The sequence below is a fragment of the Pedobacter jeongneungensis genome (genome assembly GCF_000633455.1).
GTDB classification, from domain to species: domain Bacteria; phylum Bacteroidota; class Bacteroidia; order Sphingobacteriales; family Sphingobacteriaceae; genus Pedobacter; species Pedobacter jeongneungensis_A.
Genome location: NZ_AYMG01000038.1, coordinates 101,151 through 120,295 on the forward strand (window position 1 = coordinate 101,151; position 19,145 = coordinate 120,295).

At 44.6% G+C, this 19,145-nt stretch carries 13 protein-coding genes; 2 read left to right on the forward strand and 11 right to left on the reverse strand.

The genetic code is table 11. The features are described from left to right. Window positions 1–21 precede the first annotated feature (21 nt). Window positions 22–615: an RNA polymerase sigma factor gene (locus U859_RS0127745; protein WP_162800067.1), complete on the reverse strand. Its 594-nt coding sequence runs from the start codon at window positions 613–615 to the stop codon at window positions 22–24. A gap of 594 nt (window positions 616–1,209) precedes the next feature. Continuing rightward, window positions 1,210–1,590 (reverse strand): VOC family protein, encoded by a 381-nt coding sequence (locus U859_RS0127755; protein WP_025146482.1) that lies wholly within the window; start codon window positions 1,588–1,590, stop codon window positions 1,210–1,212. 256 nt (window positions 1,591–1,846) lie between these two features. Between U859_RS0127755 and U859_RS0127760 the strand changes: the two genes are divergently transcribed. After that, window positions 1,847–3,805, forward strand: a complete 1,959-nt coding sequence (locus tag U859_RS0127760) for a sialate O-acetylesterase (RefSeq protein WP_025146483.1) — start codon at window positions 1,847–1,849, stop codon at window positions 3,803–3,805. A 177-nt stretch (window positions 3,806–3,982) separates the two neighbouring features. Here U859_RS0127760 and U859_RS0127765 read toward each other — a convergent pair whose 3' ends face one another. Genes U859_RS0127765 through U859_RS0127780 form a run of 4 tightly spaced genes read right to left on the reverse strand, consistent with a single transcriptional unit; the run spans window position 3,983 to window position 9,389 of the window. Continuing rightward, entirely contained in the window at window positions 3,983–5,179 is a 1,197-nt protein-coding gene (locus tag U859_RS0127765; protein WP_025146484.1) for an AGE family epimerase/isomerase, read from the reverse strand. A gap of 9 nt (window positions 5,180–5,188) precedes the next feature. Then, the gene (locus U859_RS0127770) at window positions 5,189–6,367 is read right to left on the reverse strand and encodes a glycosidase (protein WP_025146485.1); all 1,179 of its coding nucleotides are present in this window, start codon (window positions 6,365–6,367) and stop codon (window positions 5,189–5,191) included. A 30-nt stretch (window positions 6,368–6,397) separates the two neighbouring features. Next, complete coding sequence (locus U859_RS0127775; protein ID WP_025146486.1) at window positions 6,398–8,224, reverse strand: sodium:solute symporter family protein; 1,827 nt, start codon at window positions 8,222–8,224, stop codon at window positions 6,398–6,400. A gap of 40 nt (window positions 8,225–8,264) precedes the next feature. Further along, entirely contained in the window at window positions 8,265–9,389 is a 1,125-nt protein-coding gene (locus tag U859_RS0127780) for a glycoside hydrolase family 26 protein (RefSeq protein ID WP_025146487.1), read from the reverse strand. Window positions 9,390–9,584: 195 nt separating this feature from the next. Between U859_RS0127780 and U859_RS0127785 the strand changes: the two genes are divergently transcribed. After that, window positions 9,585–10,460, forward strand: coding sequence for an AraC family transcriptional regulator (locus U859_RS0127785; protein WP_025146488.1), 876 nt, complete (start codon window positions 9,585–9,587; stop codon window positions 10,458–10,460). Between the two features lie 59 nt (window positions 10,461–10,519). Here U859_RS0127785 and U859_RS0127790 read toward each other — a convergent pair whose 3' ends face one another. From U859_RS0127790 to U859_RS0127810, 5 genes are all read right to left on the reverse strand, one after another. Then, window positions 10,520–11,734: a glycoside hydrolase family 26 protein gene (locus U859_RS0127790; RefSeq protein WP_025146489.1), complete on the reverse strand. Its 1,215-nt coding sequence runs from the start codon at window positions 11,732–11,734 to the stop codon at window positions 10,520–10,522. Between the two features lie 115 nt (window positions 11,735–11,849). Then, entirely contained in the window at window positions 11,850–13,136 is a 1,287-nt protein-coding gene (locus U859_RS0127795; RefSeq protein ID WP_029986233.1) for a glycoside hydrolase 5 family protein, read from the reverse strand. A 54-nt stretch (window positions 13,137–13,190) separates the two neighbouring features. Beyond that, entirely contained in the window at window positions 13,191–14,231 is a 1,041-nt protein-coding gene (locus U859_RS0127800) for an IPT/TIG domain-containing protein (protein ID WP_025146490.1), read from the reverse strand. A 60-nt stretch (window positions 14,232–14,291) separates the two neighbouring features. Beyond that, window positions 14,292–15,920 (reverse strand): RagB/SusD family nutrient uptake outer membrane protein, encoded by a 1,629-nt coding sequence (locus tag U859_RS0127805; protein ID WP_025146491.1) that lies wholly within the window; start codon window positions 15,918–15,920, stop codon window positions 14,292–14,294. Window positions 15,921–15,940: 20 nt separating this feature from the next. Continuing rightward, complete coding sequence (locus U859_RS0127810) at window positions 15,941–19,138, reverse strand: SusC/RagA family TonB-linked outer membrane protein (protein ID WP_025146492.1); 3,198 nt, start codon at window positions 19,136–19,138, stop codon at window positions 15,941–15,943. Window positions 19,139–19,145: the final 7 nt, after the last annotated feature.

Here is a 19,145-nt window from a genome sequence, read left to right on the forward strand (position 1 = left end):
TTTTCCAGATTCACAAAAAAGCTAAGCTTTTACGGCCAATAAAACCGCCAAAAGCATTGCTTTATCTACATTTAGTATTTCCCTCAGTGCCTCCAAAGCTCTTGCACTAAGTTTGTAGGCCCCTTTTTTACTTAGATCCATTATTTCAGCGATTTCATCGTAATCAATCTCCTCAAAATACCTCAAGTAAATGATTTCCTTCTGTCTGGGGGTCAATTTATTCATGGCTTCACTTAGCTGCAGTATCTTCTTGTTTTGTTCTTCCTTTTTAATGTATTCAGCTTCAACGGTAAACTTCAAATCGAAAACCTCATTATCTCTAATATCGACTTTTTGAAATTTACTTTCCTGGGTTTTATAATTAATAATCGTGTTTCGAAAAGCCGATATCAGGTAATATTTAATGTTATCTGTTGGTTTGAGGGTTTTGTGGTTAACCCATATTTTCACGAAAAGATTATGCAAACAGTCTCTCACGGCATCCTCATCTTGAAGCATACGCATTCCATACTGATACAGTGGTGATAAATTCCTTTCGTAAATTATATTTAACGCAAGTCTATCTCCCGATAACAGTTTCTGCCAAAGATTATAGTCAATAATTTCTTTTTCCAACAAGACTGATAAGTAAACTCAAAGTAATATAAAAATTAACAAAATTTCTCCTTTAGGAATTCTTTTTTTAATAACCTATTGAGCAACACGACTGAAGTCGGGCCTCAGCTAAAATCAACTTTTTTCTTTAAGGCGGTTGCATCTTACTTGACCGAAGTTGCGTTATCGGTATTACCAGGAGTAAAAATCCTCAAAGTATCTTTGTGGTTATCTGTTGCGGCAAATACAATTGGCTCTGGAATAAACTTTAACCTTACTTGGATTTTTTTACACTTAAACATCATCAGTGTTGTTGAAAGGTGGCGGACTTTTCATTTAATACTGTTAGGTTATGGTAAAAATGCACCTTGAAATAATCAAAACTAATTTCATATTCTATCCTTCTATAGCTCAAATTTAAACTTTTAAAAGATGATTGTTCGCCAAGTTCACCAAAATCGCATACTGCTTATAGTTGACTTAACTCCTGCAATAAACACTTTATCAGAACATTGAATTGCTCACGAATAACTGTATCCTTCGCTTGTAATAAGGAATAGAAATATTTTCAAAACATTAAACCTCGTGAAGTCTGGGTTTAGCAAAGAAGAGAAATTATTGATAATTGGAGATTTCGATAAGGTTTCCATCAGGATCGCGGATATAAATGGATAATATCCCGCCCAAAGCGCCTGTTCGTTCTACGATACCCTCTAAAATATCTATATCCATAGACTCCAGCTCCTGTTTTATTTCCTGCAGGTCCTGGGATGCGAGCAGGCAAATATCTGCCGAACCCGGAGTTGGCAAAAGGGCTTTTGGATCAATTTCATTCCCTGCACGATGCAGGTTTATTTTTTGGTTTCCAAACCTGAGCGCAACCCTGTTGTCCCCAAAAGTTATTTTTTCAAAGCCAAGAATCTGTGTGTAGAAAGATACTGTTTTTTCAATATCCGCTACGGTCAAAACGATGTGGTCAATTGCTGTAATTTTCAATTTTTCAGATTTTAAAGAAAATCAATTACAATAACTATGCCTGTTAAGTGATAGTTATAAACTAAAGTGAAACCTGTTAATTGCAAAAAAAAGCCGGGATAAAAGCTCTAAACCTTGCATGTTTAAAGTTTATTGGTGTTCTTTTTGGTCGGGACATGCGAAGTGAGTAGAACCGTTTGGTTTTCGTATAATATTTTCATCATTTTGAGATAAATTCCGTGTAGTTTATCTCTTTTTATTTATCTACTTTTTGCCCATGAATAAAATTAAACTTTTAGCATTCCTATTACTACTGGGAGGCGCTGCCCGGGCTTCCATCTCCCTTCCTTCCCTATTGTCCAGCAATATGGTACTTCAACGAGAAAAGCCGATCAAAGTTTGGGGTTACGGTCATCCAGGGGAAGGGGTTACAATTGAGCTGAACGGCAAAAAAGTTAGGACCACAGCCGGTACGGATGGTAAATGGTACACTACGCTACCAAAAATGTCTGCTGGCGGACCATTTGAAATGGTTTTTACCGGCGAAAACAAGGTCATTCTGAGCAACATTTTAGTCGGTGATGTATGGGTTTGTTCCGGGCAGTCAAATATGGAATTCAATCTTCAGGATGTAAACAAAGCCGACCTTGAGATTAAAAATGCGGATTATTCCCAAATCAGATTGTACAGTGTGGGAAAGGAAATTTCGCTGAAAGAAAAAGCAGAAAGCAGGGGAAGCTGGACAAACTGTACCCCGGAGCAGGCCAGATATTTCTCCGCAGTGGGCTATTTTTTTGGAAGAAGACTGCATCAGGACCTTAAGGTACCGATAGGCTTAATCAATGCCAGCTGGGGAGGAACGGTAATCGAAAGCTGGATCAGCAGTGAGGGATTAATAAATGAGGAAACTTTCGGACTTAAGGCCCAACAGGTTGCCCGGTTCGACAGTACAAGTTATAACCGTAAGCAGCGAAAGCTTAACTCGGAATGGATTACCACTTTCAACAGCAGGGATAGTGGTTACAAAAATCAGGATTATCTGTGGGGCAAGGTTTCAACTGCAGACTGGAAAAATATCCAGTTACCGAGTGCCTGGGAATTCACGGAGAAACCGGATTTATTGGAACTTGATGGGGTGGTCTGGCTAAGCAGAAAGATTTCACTCAAGGAGAACGACCTCATGAGCGATGCTACGCTCAGCCTTGGGGTGATCCTCAATGCCGACCAGACATTTGTCAACGGCATCCTGGTGGGCTCAACTGCGGACTCCTGGGGAAAGCTTAGAAACTACACGGTTCCGCGGTCTGTACTAAAGACAGGCACAAATACGATCACCGTCCGTGTCGAAAACTATGGAGGCGATGGCGGAATGATGAGCAAACCGGAACTGGTGAAACTAAAAACCTCCGCCGGACCGATGGCTCTTGCAGGTCTGTGGCAGTACAGGATTGGCTATAAAATGACAACTTATGACCGCCCGGAGAAAGAACTGAGTCCAAATACTTTGCCGACCTTGATGTATAATAATATGATTAGTCCGTTAACAGGTTTGAGTATCAAGGGTTTCATCTGGTATCAGGGTGAAAGCAACTGGGATAGGGGCTACCAGTATAGAAATCTTCTTCCGATGCTTATTGCTGACTGGAGAAAAAAATTCGGGGATGCGCATCTGCCTTTCCTGTATGTACAACTCGCCAACTTTCACAAAGCGCCGGCAAATCCTGAAGACTCCTACTGGGCTGAGGTCCGTGAAGCACAGGATTTGGCTCAGAAAACACCTTATACGGGTATGATTACGGCGATTGATTTGGGTGATCCGAGCAACATCCACCCCAAAAACAAGCAGGAGGTTGGGCGCCGTCTGGCAATGCTTGCAGAGCAATCCGTCTACAGGCTACCAGTTGATTCGGTAAGCGCACAGTTTAGGAGCTTTAAAATAAGCGGAACTGAAATTATCCTAACAGCATCGGAAACGTACAAAGGACTGAAAACCAAATCTGGTGAAGTCAAGGGGTTTCAAATTGCAGGTAAAGACCGTAAATGGTATTGGGCACAGGCAAAGATAATTGGCAAAAGTACGATTTCGGTATCTAGTAAAGAGGTAAAAGATCCGGTAGCGATAAGGTACGCATGGGCGGACAACCCGGAGAGCGCTAACGTAGTCAATTCCGAAAATCTTCCACTGATGCCTTTCCGCACTGATGACTGGCCGGGTATCACCTATGGAAAGAAATAAGATGGTTTAAACTTTTCGCCGACAAATGAATAAGGCATAAATAAAAATAGGTACAATCCAATTAAGGATTGCACCTATTTTCGTTGCTTTTCGGTCATCAGCTATTGGTTCTGGCCAACTAAGTAAATGCACCAAATCTTCAATTTTACATCTCTTATCTGCATACGGGCTTGAGGTTTAGGCCTTGTTTATCCTTTTTATGATTTCCATGCAGGCTCTGCTGTTATGGTATGGACATTTCCATAGACCCATTTTATCTTCCCCTTTCATCAGTTGTCCATCTGCTCCAATCCCCCAAAACCATTCACCGTTCACACGGTCGACCAGGTGATTTTGGACGTAATGCCAGTTTCCCAGACTAAGTTGCAGGAATTTATTCTCTCCGCTTAGCTGCCAGGCATTAAAGAAACCGACCATGCCCTCAGCCTGAACCCACCAGTGTTTTTCCTTTATCAGGTGATTTTTCTCAGGGTCATATTCATAATAAAGGGCACCATCTTCGGCAATTCCTGAGATAGATGCCTCGGCCATTTTTAGCGAAAGGTCTTTCACACGTTCAATCAGAACATCCTCCTGGATGACCTCTGCTGCTTCGAGCAAAAGCCAGGCGGCCTCGATGTCATGACCGTAGGAGACCAATCTTGATTTCGGTTCCCAGTACTCGTCAAAAAACAGTAGAAGGTTGCCTTGTGCTGGCTGGACGATATGCTGCAGAAAATTTTCGATCAGCGCAATTATCTTTACCTTAAGACCTTGGTCAGGCCAGATGCGGTAGAGCGTAGTAAATGCCTCCAGTACATGCAGGTGGGTATTCATGGTTTTCTTTTCATTGGCATCTTTATCACTCAGCCTCAAGTCTTCCAGTGGTGCCCAGTTCCGGGTGAAGGCCTCAAAGTAACCACCTCTTTCCCAGTCATAACTGTGTTCAAGCAGCTTATGGTAAAGGGCTATGGCTTGTCTGCGGGCTTGAGGATCCTGACTGGCAGAATGGTACTCACTGAATGCATAGATGGTAAAGGCAATGGCATAAACCTGCTTCTTACTATCCAAAGGCTGCCCACTGGCGTCCAGGAGCCAGTATACGCCACCGTAGTCCTGATCAATAAAATTATCATTGATGTAACGGAAAGCCCTTTGGGCGATGTGCAGATCCTGAGGATCAGCTTTGAAATTGTAAGCAGCCGAAAAGGTCCACAAGATCCTTGCATTAAGCACGCTACCTTTGGCCGCCAGGGCATCCACACGTTCAAATTCATCTATTCTGCCCACGAAACCGCCATGAAGCTCATCAAGACTATATTTCTTCCAATAGGATAAAATGCTATCCAGCTCTGTCTGCAGTTCGGACTGATATTTTATAAGTTCTTTTTCCAAAGTATTTAGTTAATGAACACTCACCATTCGATTTTTTTCAACCATTTCCAGAATTGTTTCTACACTTGCTGCTGAGCGCAACCCGTCAGATGGGGTGTTCATTACGTAATCCAGTAAAATCGGGAGGCTCGAAGTGGCTACGTGCATCCTGGTATCGGATGAAGCGTAATAAATAAAAACCGTTCCATCCTCATCCAGTATCCACCCATTGCTGAATACCACATTTGACACATCTCCTATTCGTTCTGTTTGCTCAGGTGCAATGAAATAACCTGCAGGTTTATAAATCACTTTGGTCAGATCATCAAGATCAGTCATAAAAAGATAAAGCACATAACGAAGCCCAGCAGCAGTATTCCGAACGCCATGAGCGAGAAAAAGCCAACCGTGTTCAGTTTTAAGGGGCTCCGGTCCCATTCCGTTCTTCGCCTCATAAACAGTATGGTACTGCTTGTTATCTACGATGACTTCTTTATCTATCACTGCGTTTTCTATGGACTTACTCAGGCCAAAACCAATTCCGCCGCCAGTTCCGCTTTCGATAAAACCATCCTGAGGACGGGTATAAAAGGCATACTGACCATTTACAAATTCCGGATGCAACACTACATTTCGCTGCTGGGGAGAAGGGGTTTTCAGGTCTGGCAGGCGTTCCCATTGCAAAAGGTCTTTGGTGCGCACGATACCGCATTGCGCCACAGCCATGGACTGATCGTGTGCCGGGGCATGAGGATCTTTTCTTTCGGTACAGAAAAGTCCGTATATCCAGCCATCCTGGTGACTCACCAGGCGCATGTCGTAGACATTAGTGTCCGGTTCACTGGTTTCAGGCAGCACCACTGGGCTATCCCAAAAGGTAAAACCATCGATTCCATTATCACTTTGGGCAACAGCAAAAAAAGATTTACGGTCGGCTCCCTCTACCCTGACAAGCAGAATATACTTGCCCTCGAACTTAATCGCCCCGGCGTTGAATGTAGCATTGATGCCAATGCGTTCCAGCAAATAAGGGTTGGTCTGGGGATCAAAGTCGTAGCGCCAATTCAGTGGAGCATGTGCAGCGGTAAGCACAGGATTTTGATAACGGCTATATATACCATTGCCAAGTGGCTCTTTTATGTTACCTAAGCAAGTCAATTTGTTGAATTCAGCTTGCAGCTGCTTTTTTCTTTTTTCAAAATCTATCATAAATTATATCGTTTAGCATTAATTGAAAGTTTAATCTTCTAGTTTGTCCCACCAGGTTTTCTTCAAAATGAATGAAATGATTGTTAGGATGATAATTGCCACCGCAAGGGGGAGGTTCATGCCCAGAATCAGGTACATGGGCAATATCGTCAGGCAGAGCTGTGCGATTATTCCCAGAACCACGTTGAACATATCCAGGCGGAATCTTTCATTTGCCCTGAACCCGGGATCCTCCTGTACGACCAGCTGGTGAATGGGTTCCCAAAAGCCCCAAGGACGAACCGTCCGGTAGAAAACCTTCAGGGTATGCTCTTCAGTGGGCGGAGCTGCATAGGTACCTGCGATCGAACCTGCCAAAGAAAGCAGGAAAAGCAGTGGCCACCAGTAAAGTGGCAGACCAATAGTGAAGTATGGCATTGTCAGGGCAGCAATTATGCCTACAGCCATTCCCCAGAAAAACCCGTTTGCATTGAAACGCCACCAATACCACTTAAGGCAGTTGGCTGCCACATACCCCCCATAAAGTCCCCCGACAATCCACTGAAGGATATCATTGACATTTTTAGCGAAAAACCCCAGTACAACGCCGATAACAACCACGCAGATACCCACCAGATAGTTTGCTGTGATTATTTTTTTTGTGCTCGCTTTTGGGTTGAAATATTTAAGGTAAATATCGTTCACAATATAAGCCTGAGCAGCATTTAAGGTTCCGCTAAAAGTTCCCATAAAGGCACCCAGAAGTCCGGTGAGGACAATTCCCAAAACGCCGACAGGTAGAAAATTATTGATGGTCGCTGGAAGTATGCGTTCAAAATCAGTGACCCCATCAGGACCTTTGAGATAAAGCTGGTTATAATAAAGCAATGCGAGAACGGTGAGGCCGATTACCATGGAGTAGCGGATGGGCAACAGTATGATGCTTACGAAACCCGTCATCTTACTGGCATCTTTGGGACTTCTTGTGCTGAGGATTTTTTGCATATCATAATTCGGTGCCGGTCCTGCCAGAGACGCAAAAACACCTTTTAGCAGCATCATTCCAAAAAATATACTGAAAAGGCTGAATCCGTCATCGGCAATCTTTTTATTAGCTTCTGCGGCGATCCCGGACCAGTCAAGATTCAGTTGCCATCCAAAAAAGGGATTATCCCATCCTTGCGGAACATTGAGACGTTGCCCACCAAGATGTCCCATTGCAATAATTGCGATGGCAATACAACCAACAGTCATAAAGGCATATTTAATCATATCACCAAGAACGATACTATGCATGCCTCCCAAAATAGAGTAGAACATGGCGAACAGGGTGAACACGATTCCGTAAAAATGCGGAACATACTTTGTCGGTATATCGAATGGAATGAACGATTTAACTTCGTTCCATGGGATAAAAATCTCCATAAATTTGCCCAACCCGATAAACCCATAGGCAAGAAAACCGAAACAGCTAATCAGGGCAAATGCGATGACTACAATGTGCGAACCTTTTATGCCATATCCGGACGTACCAAAACGGGTCTGAAGCCATTCCGCCCCGGTATTGGCATTGCTTCTTCTAAGCCATTTGCTCAGGAACATCATCATAAAAACCTGATTAAATACCGGCCAAAGCCAGGGAATCCAGATGCTTTTGAGTCCATAAACAAAGCAGAGCGATACCATCCACATCGTCCCGCTAATATCGAACATGTCTGAGGCGTCGCTCAAACCCAGTTTATACCAAGGCAGGGATTTTCCACCCATGAGATAGCTTTCCTTATTTTGCCTTGCTTTTTTTCTGTACCAGAAGCCAATAAAAATCATACCACCCAAGTAGGTCAGTATGATGAGAAAATCAACGAGTTGTAGTTTCATCTATGTATTTAATAAAAATCGATGGTATAAATTTAAATAGCTATTCGTATAGTCTTTTTGACTGTGCCTGCGGCTGCATAATGATCATTTTATGGTTTAAAAACCTGATAAAATCCTGTGCAGACTGCTGTCCTGGATATGGTGCGTAATAGTGGTTGTCTTTTTCTATCGGCCGGTAGCCTGCGTTTCGCCAGAACAATACATAGGCGGGAATATCCGACTGAACTGCAGGGGCAAATGTGTCTGTCCACCAGTTTGGATCTGGAATCTCCACAAAACCTGTTTCAGCGAGTGCAGCGGGTTTATTCCTGCTTTCGGCTATACGGGCCTGAATGGCCAGCTTTTTCGACAGATCGGCCTTAAAAAAATCATTTTTTCCAATTCCCCCGTACTGATAGGCATCAAAGCTGAGCACATCAACAAAATCATCCCCTGGATAGCGCTCTAAATACTGCTCCTGATTGTCAAAGTCGCAGGGGTTGAACACGTAAATCAGGTTATGCAGCTTCCTGGTTTTTCGCAGATAGTTTACTGTAAACATCCACAGCGTTTTATACTCCTGTGGTGAGCAGGATTTGGCACCCCACCAGAACCATCCTCCGGAATGCTCATGAAGTGGTCTGAACAAAATCGGTATCGCCTGACCATCTGTACCACGCAGGGAGCTGCTGAAAGCGGCAAAACGGTCCAACCAGCGCCTGTATAATTTATGGTTCTTATTTCCAGGCAGTAATGAACTTAAAGCCCCTGAAGTGGTATCCCATGCATTTTTTCCGCTCACCGGATTAGGCATATGCCAGCTAAGGGTGTTGACCGCGCCCATATCGTAGGCCTTTACTATAAAAGCCTTCATCTTTTCAAAAGGTATGCCATCAAGGTTAAGCTTGTCCTGGTTTTCTATTCCGGCTACATCCCATCCAAACACTGACGGGTAATTACCCGTCAGGTCTTTTATATCGCTCCTGTCCTTTTCGTATTTCCAGCCAACCCCGTATGCCAGGTCATCCTGATGACCGATCATCATTTCTTTTTTATTCATTGAAAGCAGATGACGGTAAAGGTTCCGGGTTTGTCTGGTTGCCAGGGGATCAACAAGCTGGCTGTATGCATATGAATTGAGCATAAAAAAGACTGCAACAAGGAGAGATATTTTGTATAAATTCATTTATCTGGTTAGTCGTTAAGTTTATTCAAATTACCGATAAAATTTACTTAATGAGTAATACTATTTTATCAAAAAGGAATATAAAATCAAGGTATACCCCCGTCATTTAGCGGCTAAGGCTACCGAATAACCAAAATGAATAAACAATTAAGATAATGTTATTTTATCTTAGTATATTGCTTTTTTAAATTAGTTATGAGCAATATTATTAAAGAGATAACGCCTCTTACGCCCAATGATTGTTTCACCATTTTTTCCAGGGTCAAAAGCAAGTTTGATTTCCCGCTTCACTTTCACGAGGAATACGAACTTAATCTGATTTTGAATGCACCGGGAGCGAAACGGATTGTCGGGGATAATATTGAGGAGATAGAAGACATCGAGCTGGTTCTTGTCGGACCGAACCTTTCGCATGTCTGGTTGACCCACAATTGCAAAAGTCAGGAGATTAACGAGGTAACCATCCAGTGGCACAGTGATCTTTTTGATGAAAAACTGCTCAGGCGTAACCAGTTGAGCTTTGTTCGCAAAATGTTCGAAAGATCTTCCAGGGGCATACTTTTCCCCAGAGAAACCGCTATCAGGTTAAGCGAACGAATTCTGGCCATTAAACAGCTTCAGGGATTTGATTCGGTACTTGAACTGATGAGCATCCTTCACGACCTTTCCACCTCGAAAAGCATGCGTGTATTATCTGATGTCGCTTTCGACAATGATCAGATCCTGAACTATAACAGCCGCAGGATTGATAAGGCTTATGAATTCATGAACGCAAATTTTTTCAAACCCATTACACTCAAGGAGGTGTCCAAACTGGTGAGCATGACTGACGTTTCCTTCAGCAGGTTCATTAAAAAACGTACCGGAAATACTTTTATCGACAGTCTCAATGAGATCCGCCTGGGTCATGCCACCCGGATGCTGATTGAAACCACCCATTCCATTTCAGAGATTTCCTATAACTGCGGCTTTAACAATATTTCAAATTTCAACCGGGTATTCAAAAAGAAGAAGCATTGCACCCCGAAAGAGTTTCGCCAAAACTTTTCAGGGACCCGAATATTTATCTAACTGCATATTGAGTTGCCGGAGACACCGGCCACTTAAACAGTCCGTATGGCCTTGCAGATTTATTTTATCTGATACAGGGCTGGGGTCTTATCTGAAAAAAGTACAAAACCATCGTCTTTAAAAGCTACAAAGTCAGGGTTAGCAGGATGTCCGGGATAAGGTGTCCAATAAGCATCACGGGTATTTGCCCATAACATGGCGTACGCAAATTCAATGTTTTGATTTTTCAGCGACTTCAATAACTGTTGGGTGAACCAGTCTTTTCGGCTCAGGTTCTGCAAGCCGGTTTCTGTCAATGCAGCCAGCTTGTTATTTGCTTTGGCATAATCCGAAACGATCTTAAACTTTGCCGTAGCTGTCTCAGGCGAGACATTGGCTTTGAAATCCTCATAATCATCAATGCCAACTAAATCGACAAAATCGTTTCCGGGATAATAAGTAAGGTATTCATTCGTGGTAGTAAAGCTCCGGTCGGGTGACCAGGCGTACAAAAAGTTGCGCACTTTAAGTTCATCACGCAAATACTGAACGGTATACCTATAGAGGGCTATATATTCGGCCGGGGTGCAGTGGCCTTTTCCCCACCAGAACCAGTCCCCGTCCATTTCATGGAAAGGGCGGAAAACAACGGGAATGAGCTTTCCGTCTGCCCCGATGAGGCTTTGCGCGTACTCCGCGATAATTTTCAGCGAACCCTGGAAGGTGGCATTGGCCGAACCGCCTGGCAGAACTTCTTTTACAGCAGGTACAGGGGCGTCCGACCAGTAAAAGCTCCCCTTGGACACCGGGTTGGCGTAGTGCCAGCAATAGGTATTCACCCCACCCCTGTTATATGCCTCTATGGTCAGCTTTTGGGCGATACTTTTCTCATAGTCAAACCACGGTCCTGAAGAGAAGTTTGCTATCTGAAGGAAATCATGACCATAGACAATTGGATAGGCGCCGGTTGCCGACCGGACATCACTCTGGAGTGTAGAGATGCCGGTAAACTGTGCCTCATTAGCCCACTGGGTTGCACCGTCTATCAGCCCTCTTTTGGTATCATCCTGATGTCCAAAGAGCAGGTTTGTTTTTGCAAGGCGCCTGAGGTTATAGAATAACGCTGCAGTCTCATCCGTTGCATTTTTATCTACAAGTGAGGTCCTCACCACTGCGGTGGTGGTCACGCCTGTTGCTGGTTCAGGAAACGTTGGGGCCTGATCAGCACCCTTTTTACACCCGGCATATGTTGCTGCCAATAGCATAAGAAGCACTGCTTTATGATATTGTTTCATAATTGAATTATTTGCTTAACTGAAAAATGTATACGGTTAATTGGGGACTAATCCGAATGCGCCCCAAAACGCGTTATAGAACTACGATATTTACAAGGGATTAATGGTGTGAAATTTAACGATCAAGGAAACTGCTGACCACCTTCCAGGTAGAGCGGTCTGAAGTAAATACCGAATTGAGCCCCTGCTCTTCCTGTGGCGGGTCACCTGAGAAATCATCGCCAACCATCCAGAATATCCTTTTATCGGGAAGTTGGGCAAGGCCACCATAAGACCAGAAATTACAGCCGGCCAGCATGTTTCCGCTTTTGCGGCTTTGCGCCCATTGCGCAAAGATGGTTTCAAAATACTGGTCCCGCAGCGCGGTTGTAGCAGTGCGTCCGAAGGCATGTCCGTCCCGGGGCAGCCCAAACTCTTCGATCACCAGTGGTTTGACCAGACGTCGGGCGACTTTTAGATGTTTTCCGATATAGGTTTTTGTGTGTTCGATTACCACTTTCAGGTTTTCCTCTGAAGGCACACCTTTAAACCAGCTCCAGTTTTTTGGCCAGATGTGAATCGTGAGGTAATCGACATTAGGATCACTGTGAATCCTTTCGTAAAGGGCCATCTGGTTTTCACTCCCCATTGAGCCTTCCGATCCAATGGTGATCAGGTGATTGGCATCAAGGCGCCGGATATCACTGGCGGTTTTAGAAAGCCAGCGCTCATAGTCAGGTATAGCCTCCGCACGCATCGGCCTGGGTTCATTGGCGATCTCCCATGCCATTATGGTTGGATCTGATGCATACCTTTTGCCATTTATGGTATTTTTGTGCCCAATTATAAACGCGAGTTGTTCGGCATAAGCAGACGTGCAGTCCTGACAGCTATAAAATCTGCTGGTGTATTCGCTCTGTTCGGCCCAGCTCAGCTTGCGCTCCATGGTCCTCCTTTCCAATCCACCGTACCAGTTCAGGTATTGAAGGAATCCACCGCTCCACTCCCAGTTATTACTGAGGTACAGTACAGCATACATTTTGCGTTTAGCCATTTCTACCAAAAGGATGTCAAGTCCCTTTAATACGGCAGGATCGAATCGTCCCTTTTCTGGCTGAAGTGCCGGGCTAACCCTTTCCACGCCATTGATTTTCCCTGTTCCTTCAGAACCGACAAGCACACGGAGGTTATTGACGCCTTGCCCCTGTAGAAAATTAAGTTCACTGATCAAACGTTGCTTACCTTTTTCAGGCTCGCTTCCTAAAGCCAGCAGACCGCCATACCAGTAATTGGTGCCAATAAAATAATAGGGCTGATTTCCAATGCTGAACTGACCACCTTTAGCCTGAACATAGTGTACCTGAGCATAACCGGCAGAACTCAGGATGCAGAAAATCGATATAAAATTAAACAGTTTTTTCATGGCGACAGCTAAAAAAAGCTACACCTAAAATTAGGGTGTAGCTCTGAAACTTTATTATATCAATCCTAGGTCATCAACATACACCAGGGTTGTTGCGCCGTTACTGAATTCCTGTAACCAGATCTCGTTGATTGCCGTTGGGTTTCCAAGGGTGCTTAGCGGAATATTATAGTCGGTCCACTTGCCCTCGGTCAGTATCAGTTCCTGTCCACTGGACGCCGAACCGTTAAGGATAAGTTTCACCTTGTTGTTGTTGCTTCCTGAACCACCATAGATGGAAATTTTTATAGCGGTGTATCCTGCGGTAGCAAGGTTGCCGCCTCCGATCTGTATTGGAGAACCCCATCCGCCAACATAGTTGACCCTGATCGAGCGCAAGCCCCTTTTAACAACCTCGGTACTGGCATAATTTGTTGTTCCTCCCCATCCTCCGGACCACCATGAGGTGTTCAGTGCATCATCATAGATTATATATTTAAAGCCAAATATGTTTGCTGAGCGGGAAGTTCCGCCACTGGTCGTGACGAAGATGTACGACTGGTCTCCGCCTGCTGGCACCCTGACTTTGATTTCTGTTTTTGAGCTTGAAACCACAGTGGCTGCAACCGTGCCAAACTTAACTGATTCCAGGTTGGTAAACCAGTCACCCGTAATGGTCACCACATCGCCTACGCTCCCTGAAACAGGACTAAATTGCCCAATAACAGGAGCAGGCTGAAGGATATTGAAGGCCAGCGTTGCCTGTCCATATGCGGTGGTTACGGTAATGGGGTTGCTGGTCGCACCCGCCAGTGGCCCCGGCACCTGAACGGTGATGGAGGTGTCATTGGCAAATATCATATCCCTGGAAATCAGCGTACCGTTGAAATCAACTTGATTTGCTGAAGCAAGATGTCGGCCCCTGATGAGTATCCATTGCGAATAAGTGGCGTTGCTGAGTCCGGTATTGCGATCAGTCAGGGTGGTAACACTGGTCAGTACCGGACTGGCTGAATCTGTGTTTTCTTTTTTACAGGCGCTAAAAAATGCTGCTAAGAATAAGATAGAAAAAACAGGCATCAAGGCATGTTTCAAAAAATAATATTTTCTTTTCATTTTGATTTATTTTCTGTGATGCCAGCAGCTAAGCATGCTGACATCAGGTGAATGAGCTATTTACCAGCCTGGATTGTTGGCCGTGATGGCTTTGTTGGTATTCATTTCGTCCTGCGGAATCGGCAGTAATAGATTGCGCTGGGTACGTTGCTTGTTTATGTTATTTTGCTGAACGGTTATCCGGTTCATCACACCCAGATAAATCCCCCAGCGTAACAGGTCAAAATGACGGATAGAGTTTTCAAGTGCAAACTCACGTCCGCGCTCTTCAAGCACAAAACTTCTGAAATCCTCCCTGCCCATTCCTATTGGCGCGGATGAAGCTTTTGCGCGGGTACGTACCGCGTTGAGCTGCGTGTAAGCAGTTGAAGAACCTGGATTGATTTCATTCTCGGCTTCAGCGAAAATTAGCAATACCTCACTATATCGCAGCAAAGGGTAAAATGCATCACTTTTACCCAGGGTAGGATCTGAAACATCACTGTATTTATTAATGTAGGCTTTATTATCTGCCGCGCCGTCATTATTATAAACTGTACCATCAGGTGCAGTTCCACCATACAAACTACTTTGAGCAGAAGGATAATAATAATAGGTTCCCCAATTGGCTTTATAACGGTGGGTTACCCCATCCAGAACACGCGTATCGCTTAACTCATAGTTGTCGTAGTGGTGATTGCTCATCCATACTGCCCCGATACCAAAAAGCGAACCTGCAGAAAAATAAGAATGGAGGTCATTTTGGAAATCCGTACCAGCCAGGGACTGGAGTTCCCACATCTGCTCCTGCTTATTGCGGTTTCCCTTAGCAAAAACATCCTTCCAGTTCGTAAACAGCGCGTACGAGGCCCCATAGCTGGAAATTACTTCCTGGGCTTTGTCTCTGGCAAGTTTGAAATATGCCGGACTGTCGAAAGATTCGTAGCCAGCCACTACAGTCTTGCTGTAGGTATAATAACTGTTATCGTTGCCACCCCTAACTTTTATGTTGGCTGCCGACAGTGCACCTGAAGCCATTGTCAGATAGGTCTTGGCCAGGAAAGACGATGCTACGGCCTTGGTTACCCGCCCCAGTTCCCCTACATTCGCATCAGTTGAAGGGAGCAGTTTTGACTCAGCGTTTTTAAAATCTGAAATCACCACATCGTATACTTCCTTGACCGATGAGCGTGGCACATTGGTACTTTTGTCCTGAGAAAGTGATTTCAGGCGAACTGGAACCCCTCCATACAGCTGCACGAGCTGGAAATAGGCCCAGCCCCTTAAAAAATAGGCCTCACCTAATATACGGTCCCTGACTGTAGCGTTCATACTACTGATATTGGCCACATTTTCCAGAACCGCGTTGGCACGGGAAATCATCGTGTAACAACCTGCCCATGGGCGGGAAACGCCCCAATAGCTTTGCGGGTTCCCCGCACCCGCGTTACCCAAATACCAGTCGGCACCTGAAACGTGGTCGTCATCCAGCAGGGTCAGGTTCCAGAAGGGCTGGATAAACAAATCATAGGTATATAGTTCATTATATACCCCATTTATGGCAGCCTTGGCATCCGTTTCGTTCTGGTAAAAATTATTAGGGGAGACAAAGGTAAAAGACTTTTCTTCCAGTGCCTTCTTACAGCCCCAAAAACCCATACTCATGGCCAGGGCGGTAATCATTAATATTTTTTTTGAAATTGTGTTCATTGTCGCTTTTGGTTAGATCATTAGAAATTGCATCGCAAAGTAAAATTGAAGGTGCGGGAATTGGGATATCCGCCCAAATCCACCCCATAAAGCGCCGGGTTATCCCCATAACTATTCACTTCCGGGTCATATCCGCTATAGCGTGTAAGGGTGTATAGGTTATTGGCACCAACAGCAACCCGCAAACCGTTAAGGCCCAGAACCTTGGTCTTGAAATTGTATCCAATGGTCACGTTTTTAAGACGTGCAAAGCTGCCATCCTCTATAAACCTGGAGGTAAAACGTACGGTCTGGCGGCTGAAATCCCGAATAATTTTGGGACTGGTGGCATTATTGTTATCCTGGCCTTCCCTCCATGCACCTTCATACATCGCATAGGTGATATTCTTAAAATCTCCTGGCAATCCGATGAAACGCGTATTCATATTGATGATGTCATTACCATAACTTCCGTTGATGAAAATGCTCAAATCAAAGTTCTTGTATCTGAAGTTATTGGTAAATCCAAAGGTAAACTTAGGATTGACATTGCCAATGAAGGTACGGTCATTATCGGTTATCGAGGAGGGATCATTATCCAGGTTGCGGTATTTGATCTCACCGATCATCTTTTTGATTAATGCCGCGTTGGCATTGGTGAACTGAGGATCATTACGAACCTCGGCTTCATTGTCATAGTAGCCATCCTCTACCCATCCGTATATCGTTCCGATGGACTGTCCGACGATCTGGATGAACGGCGAGTCACCCGTTGAGATGTTTCCTGCAAACTGCCGCTGAACTTCGCTTCCTAAACTGGTAATCTTGTTTCGGTTGAAGGCTATGTTAAAACTGGAGTTCCATTCAAAATTTTCGGATTTCACAGGCGATCCGCTCAGGGTAAATTCGATTCCCTTATTTTGCACGCTGCCTGCATTCACCAGCTTTCGCGGGAAACCGGAAGAGAGCGGAGTGGTCACATATTGCAGTAAATCATTGGTTTTTTTCAGGTAAGCATCTACAGTGAGGTTCAGGCGGTTCTGAAACATGCCCAGGTCAAGACCAAGGTTGTAGGCATCTGTGGTTTCCCATTTCAGATCAGGATTCGCCGGACCGGAAAAGTAGTCATCCGCATATCCTGTCTGAAGCGCGCCGTTTAGAGGGTATTTGTAAACGGTGAGCTTGCTCAGCGAAGAATAGGATCCTATCCCCTGGTTGCCGGTCTGACCATAACTCAGGCGGAGTTTAAGTTCACTAAGACTTTTGATTTTATCTTTAAGGAAGCCTTCATTGATTAACTTCCAGGCGATGGCTGCCGAAGGAAAGTTGGCCCATTTATTATTTGCACCGAACTTGCTGGAGCCGTCCCTTCTTAGTGATGCTGTCAGGAAATAGCGGTTATCATAACTGTAGTTCGCCCTGCCCAGAAAGGATATGAGTGTGGATTGTGACTTGTCTCCCTGTGGAGTAACCTGGGTTGCACCAGAACCCAGGTTTTCATTTTGCAAGAGGTCACTGGTAAAATCACGCGCCTCCTGTTTTTTCCACTGGCTGTTGGTCAGTTCATAGGTTGATCCTGCCACCACGCTTATCTCGTGTTTTTCAAGTTTTTTATAATAGGATAGCAAACTTTCCGACACTACGCTGTTCCACTGATCATCTGCTTTCAGCCCATCTCCATTAACGGTGAAGCCTTCATATACCGTACGCGGATAATACTGGTCACGGGTATTGGATGAGAAGTTGAAGCCCAGGTTTTGCCTGAATTTGAAATCCTTAAGAAAGGTGAACTCTGCATAATTTGAGGAGAATATATTTATCCCCTTCACCCGGTTGAGTACATCATTGACATAGATACCTGGGTTGGTAATAAAGTAGCCCTGGCTTCCTGCGGATTTGGCGTCTCCAAAAGATTGGTTATCAAAAATGGTGGTTGGATAGGTTATCGCTGAACGCACCACACCCGCATTGGCATCATCGGACTTGTCCGTTCCGGTTTTCACCCCATTGGTCACACTTCTGGCCACCGATAAGCTTGTACCCACTTTGACAAATTTTCCGAGATTCCGGTTGAGGTTAAGGTTGACACCAAAACGTTTGTAGTCAGAGTTCTCTATCGTTCCGTTTTGATCCAGGTAGTTGAAACCAATACTGTGGTTTCCGCTTTCACTACCTCCGGAAATATTCACAGAATAGTTCTGCGAAAGGCCTGTCCTGAATATCTCCTGTTGCCAGTCCTTGCTGTTCGAGGCGTAGTCCTGAGGTCCGGGTTTATAAAACTGGCCTGTTGGACCGGTAACGGTCATGCCTGGGAACGGGAATTGATCTGGTGTATAGTTGGCAATACCGTATTTATTGGCATTGGTGTAGGATAGGTTTTGGTAGGTCGCATAATCAGAGGCATTCAGCATCTTATACAGGTTGGATACCTGGGCAAGTCCGGAAGTCAGGTTAAACTCTACCTTGTCTTTTCCAACCGAGCCTTTTCTGGTGGTAATCAACACGACGCCATTGGCACCCCTTGAGCCGTATATCGCTGTAGCAGAGGCGTCCTTGAGCACATCAATGCTTTCAATATCATTTGGATTGATAAAAGACATTGCATTCAGGGTTTGTTTTTCATCTCCACCGATCGCCTTTGGAGTAGAGCTGCTACTGCTACTATTAAACGGGATGCCATCGATGACATATAAAGGCTCCGTGCCGCCTAAAAATGAATTCGAACCACGTACGCGAATGCTTAATGCAGCTCCTGGTGCACCATCATTCTGTGTAACATTCACGCCGGCAACCTTACCCTGCATAGCCTGCAAAACATTTGCCGGGGCATCCTTGGTCAGTTCCTCGCGGGTTACCCTGGATACTGCACCAGTCAGATCTTTTCTTTTAACGGTACCATAACCAATAACCACCACATCGGAGAGATTAGTATTGACTGATTTCAGTGTCACCGATACCTGCATTTTGCTGCCGATCGTGATTTCTTGTGTCGCGAGACCTACAAACCTGAAAACCAGGATATTTGAGCCCGATGGAAGATTAATCGAATATTTACCTTCAATATTGGTTGAGGTGGTGAGTGTGGTGCCTTTAACCTGAATGCCTACGCCAGGCAGGGTCTCCCCCTTCTCATCATAAACGGTTCCGGTGACCACCTTAGAGGTATTTTGTGCAAGGCTGCTTAAAAAAAAGCCCATACAACTCACCAACAGGAACGCTGCTCGTAAAGTTTTACTCATAATGTTT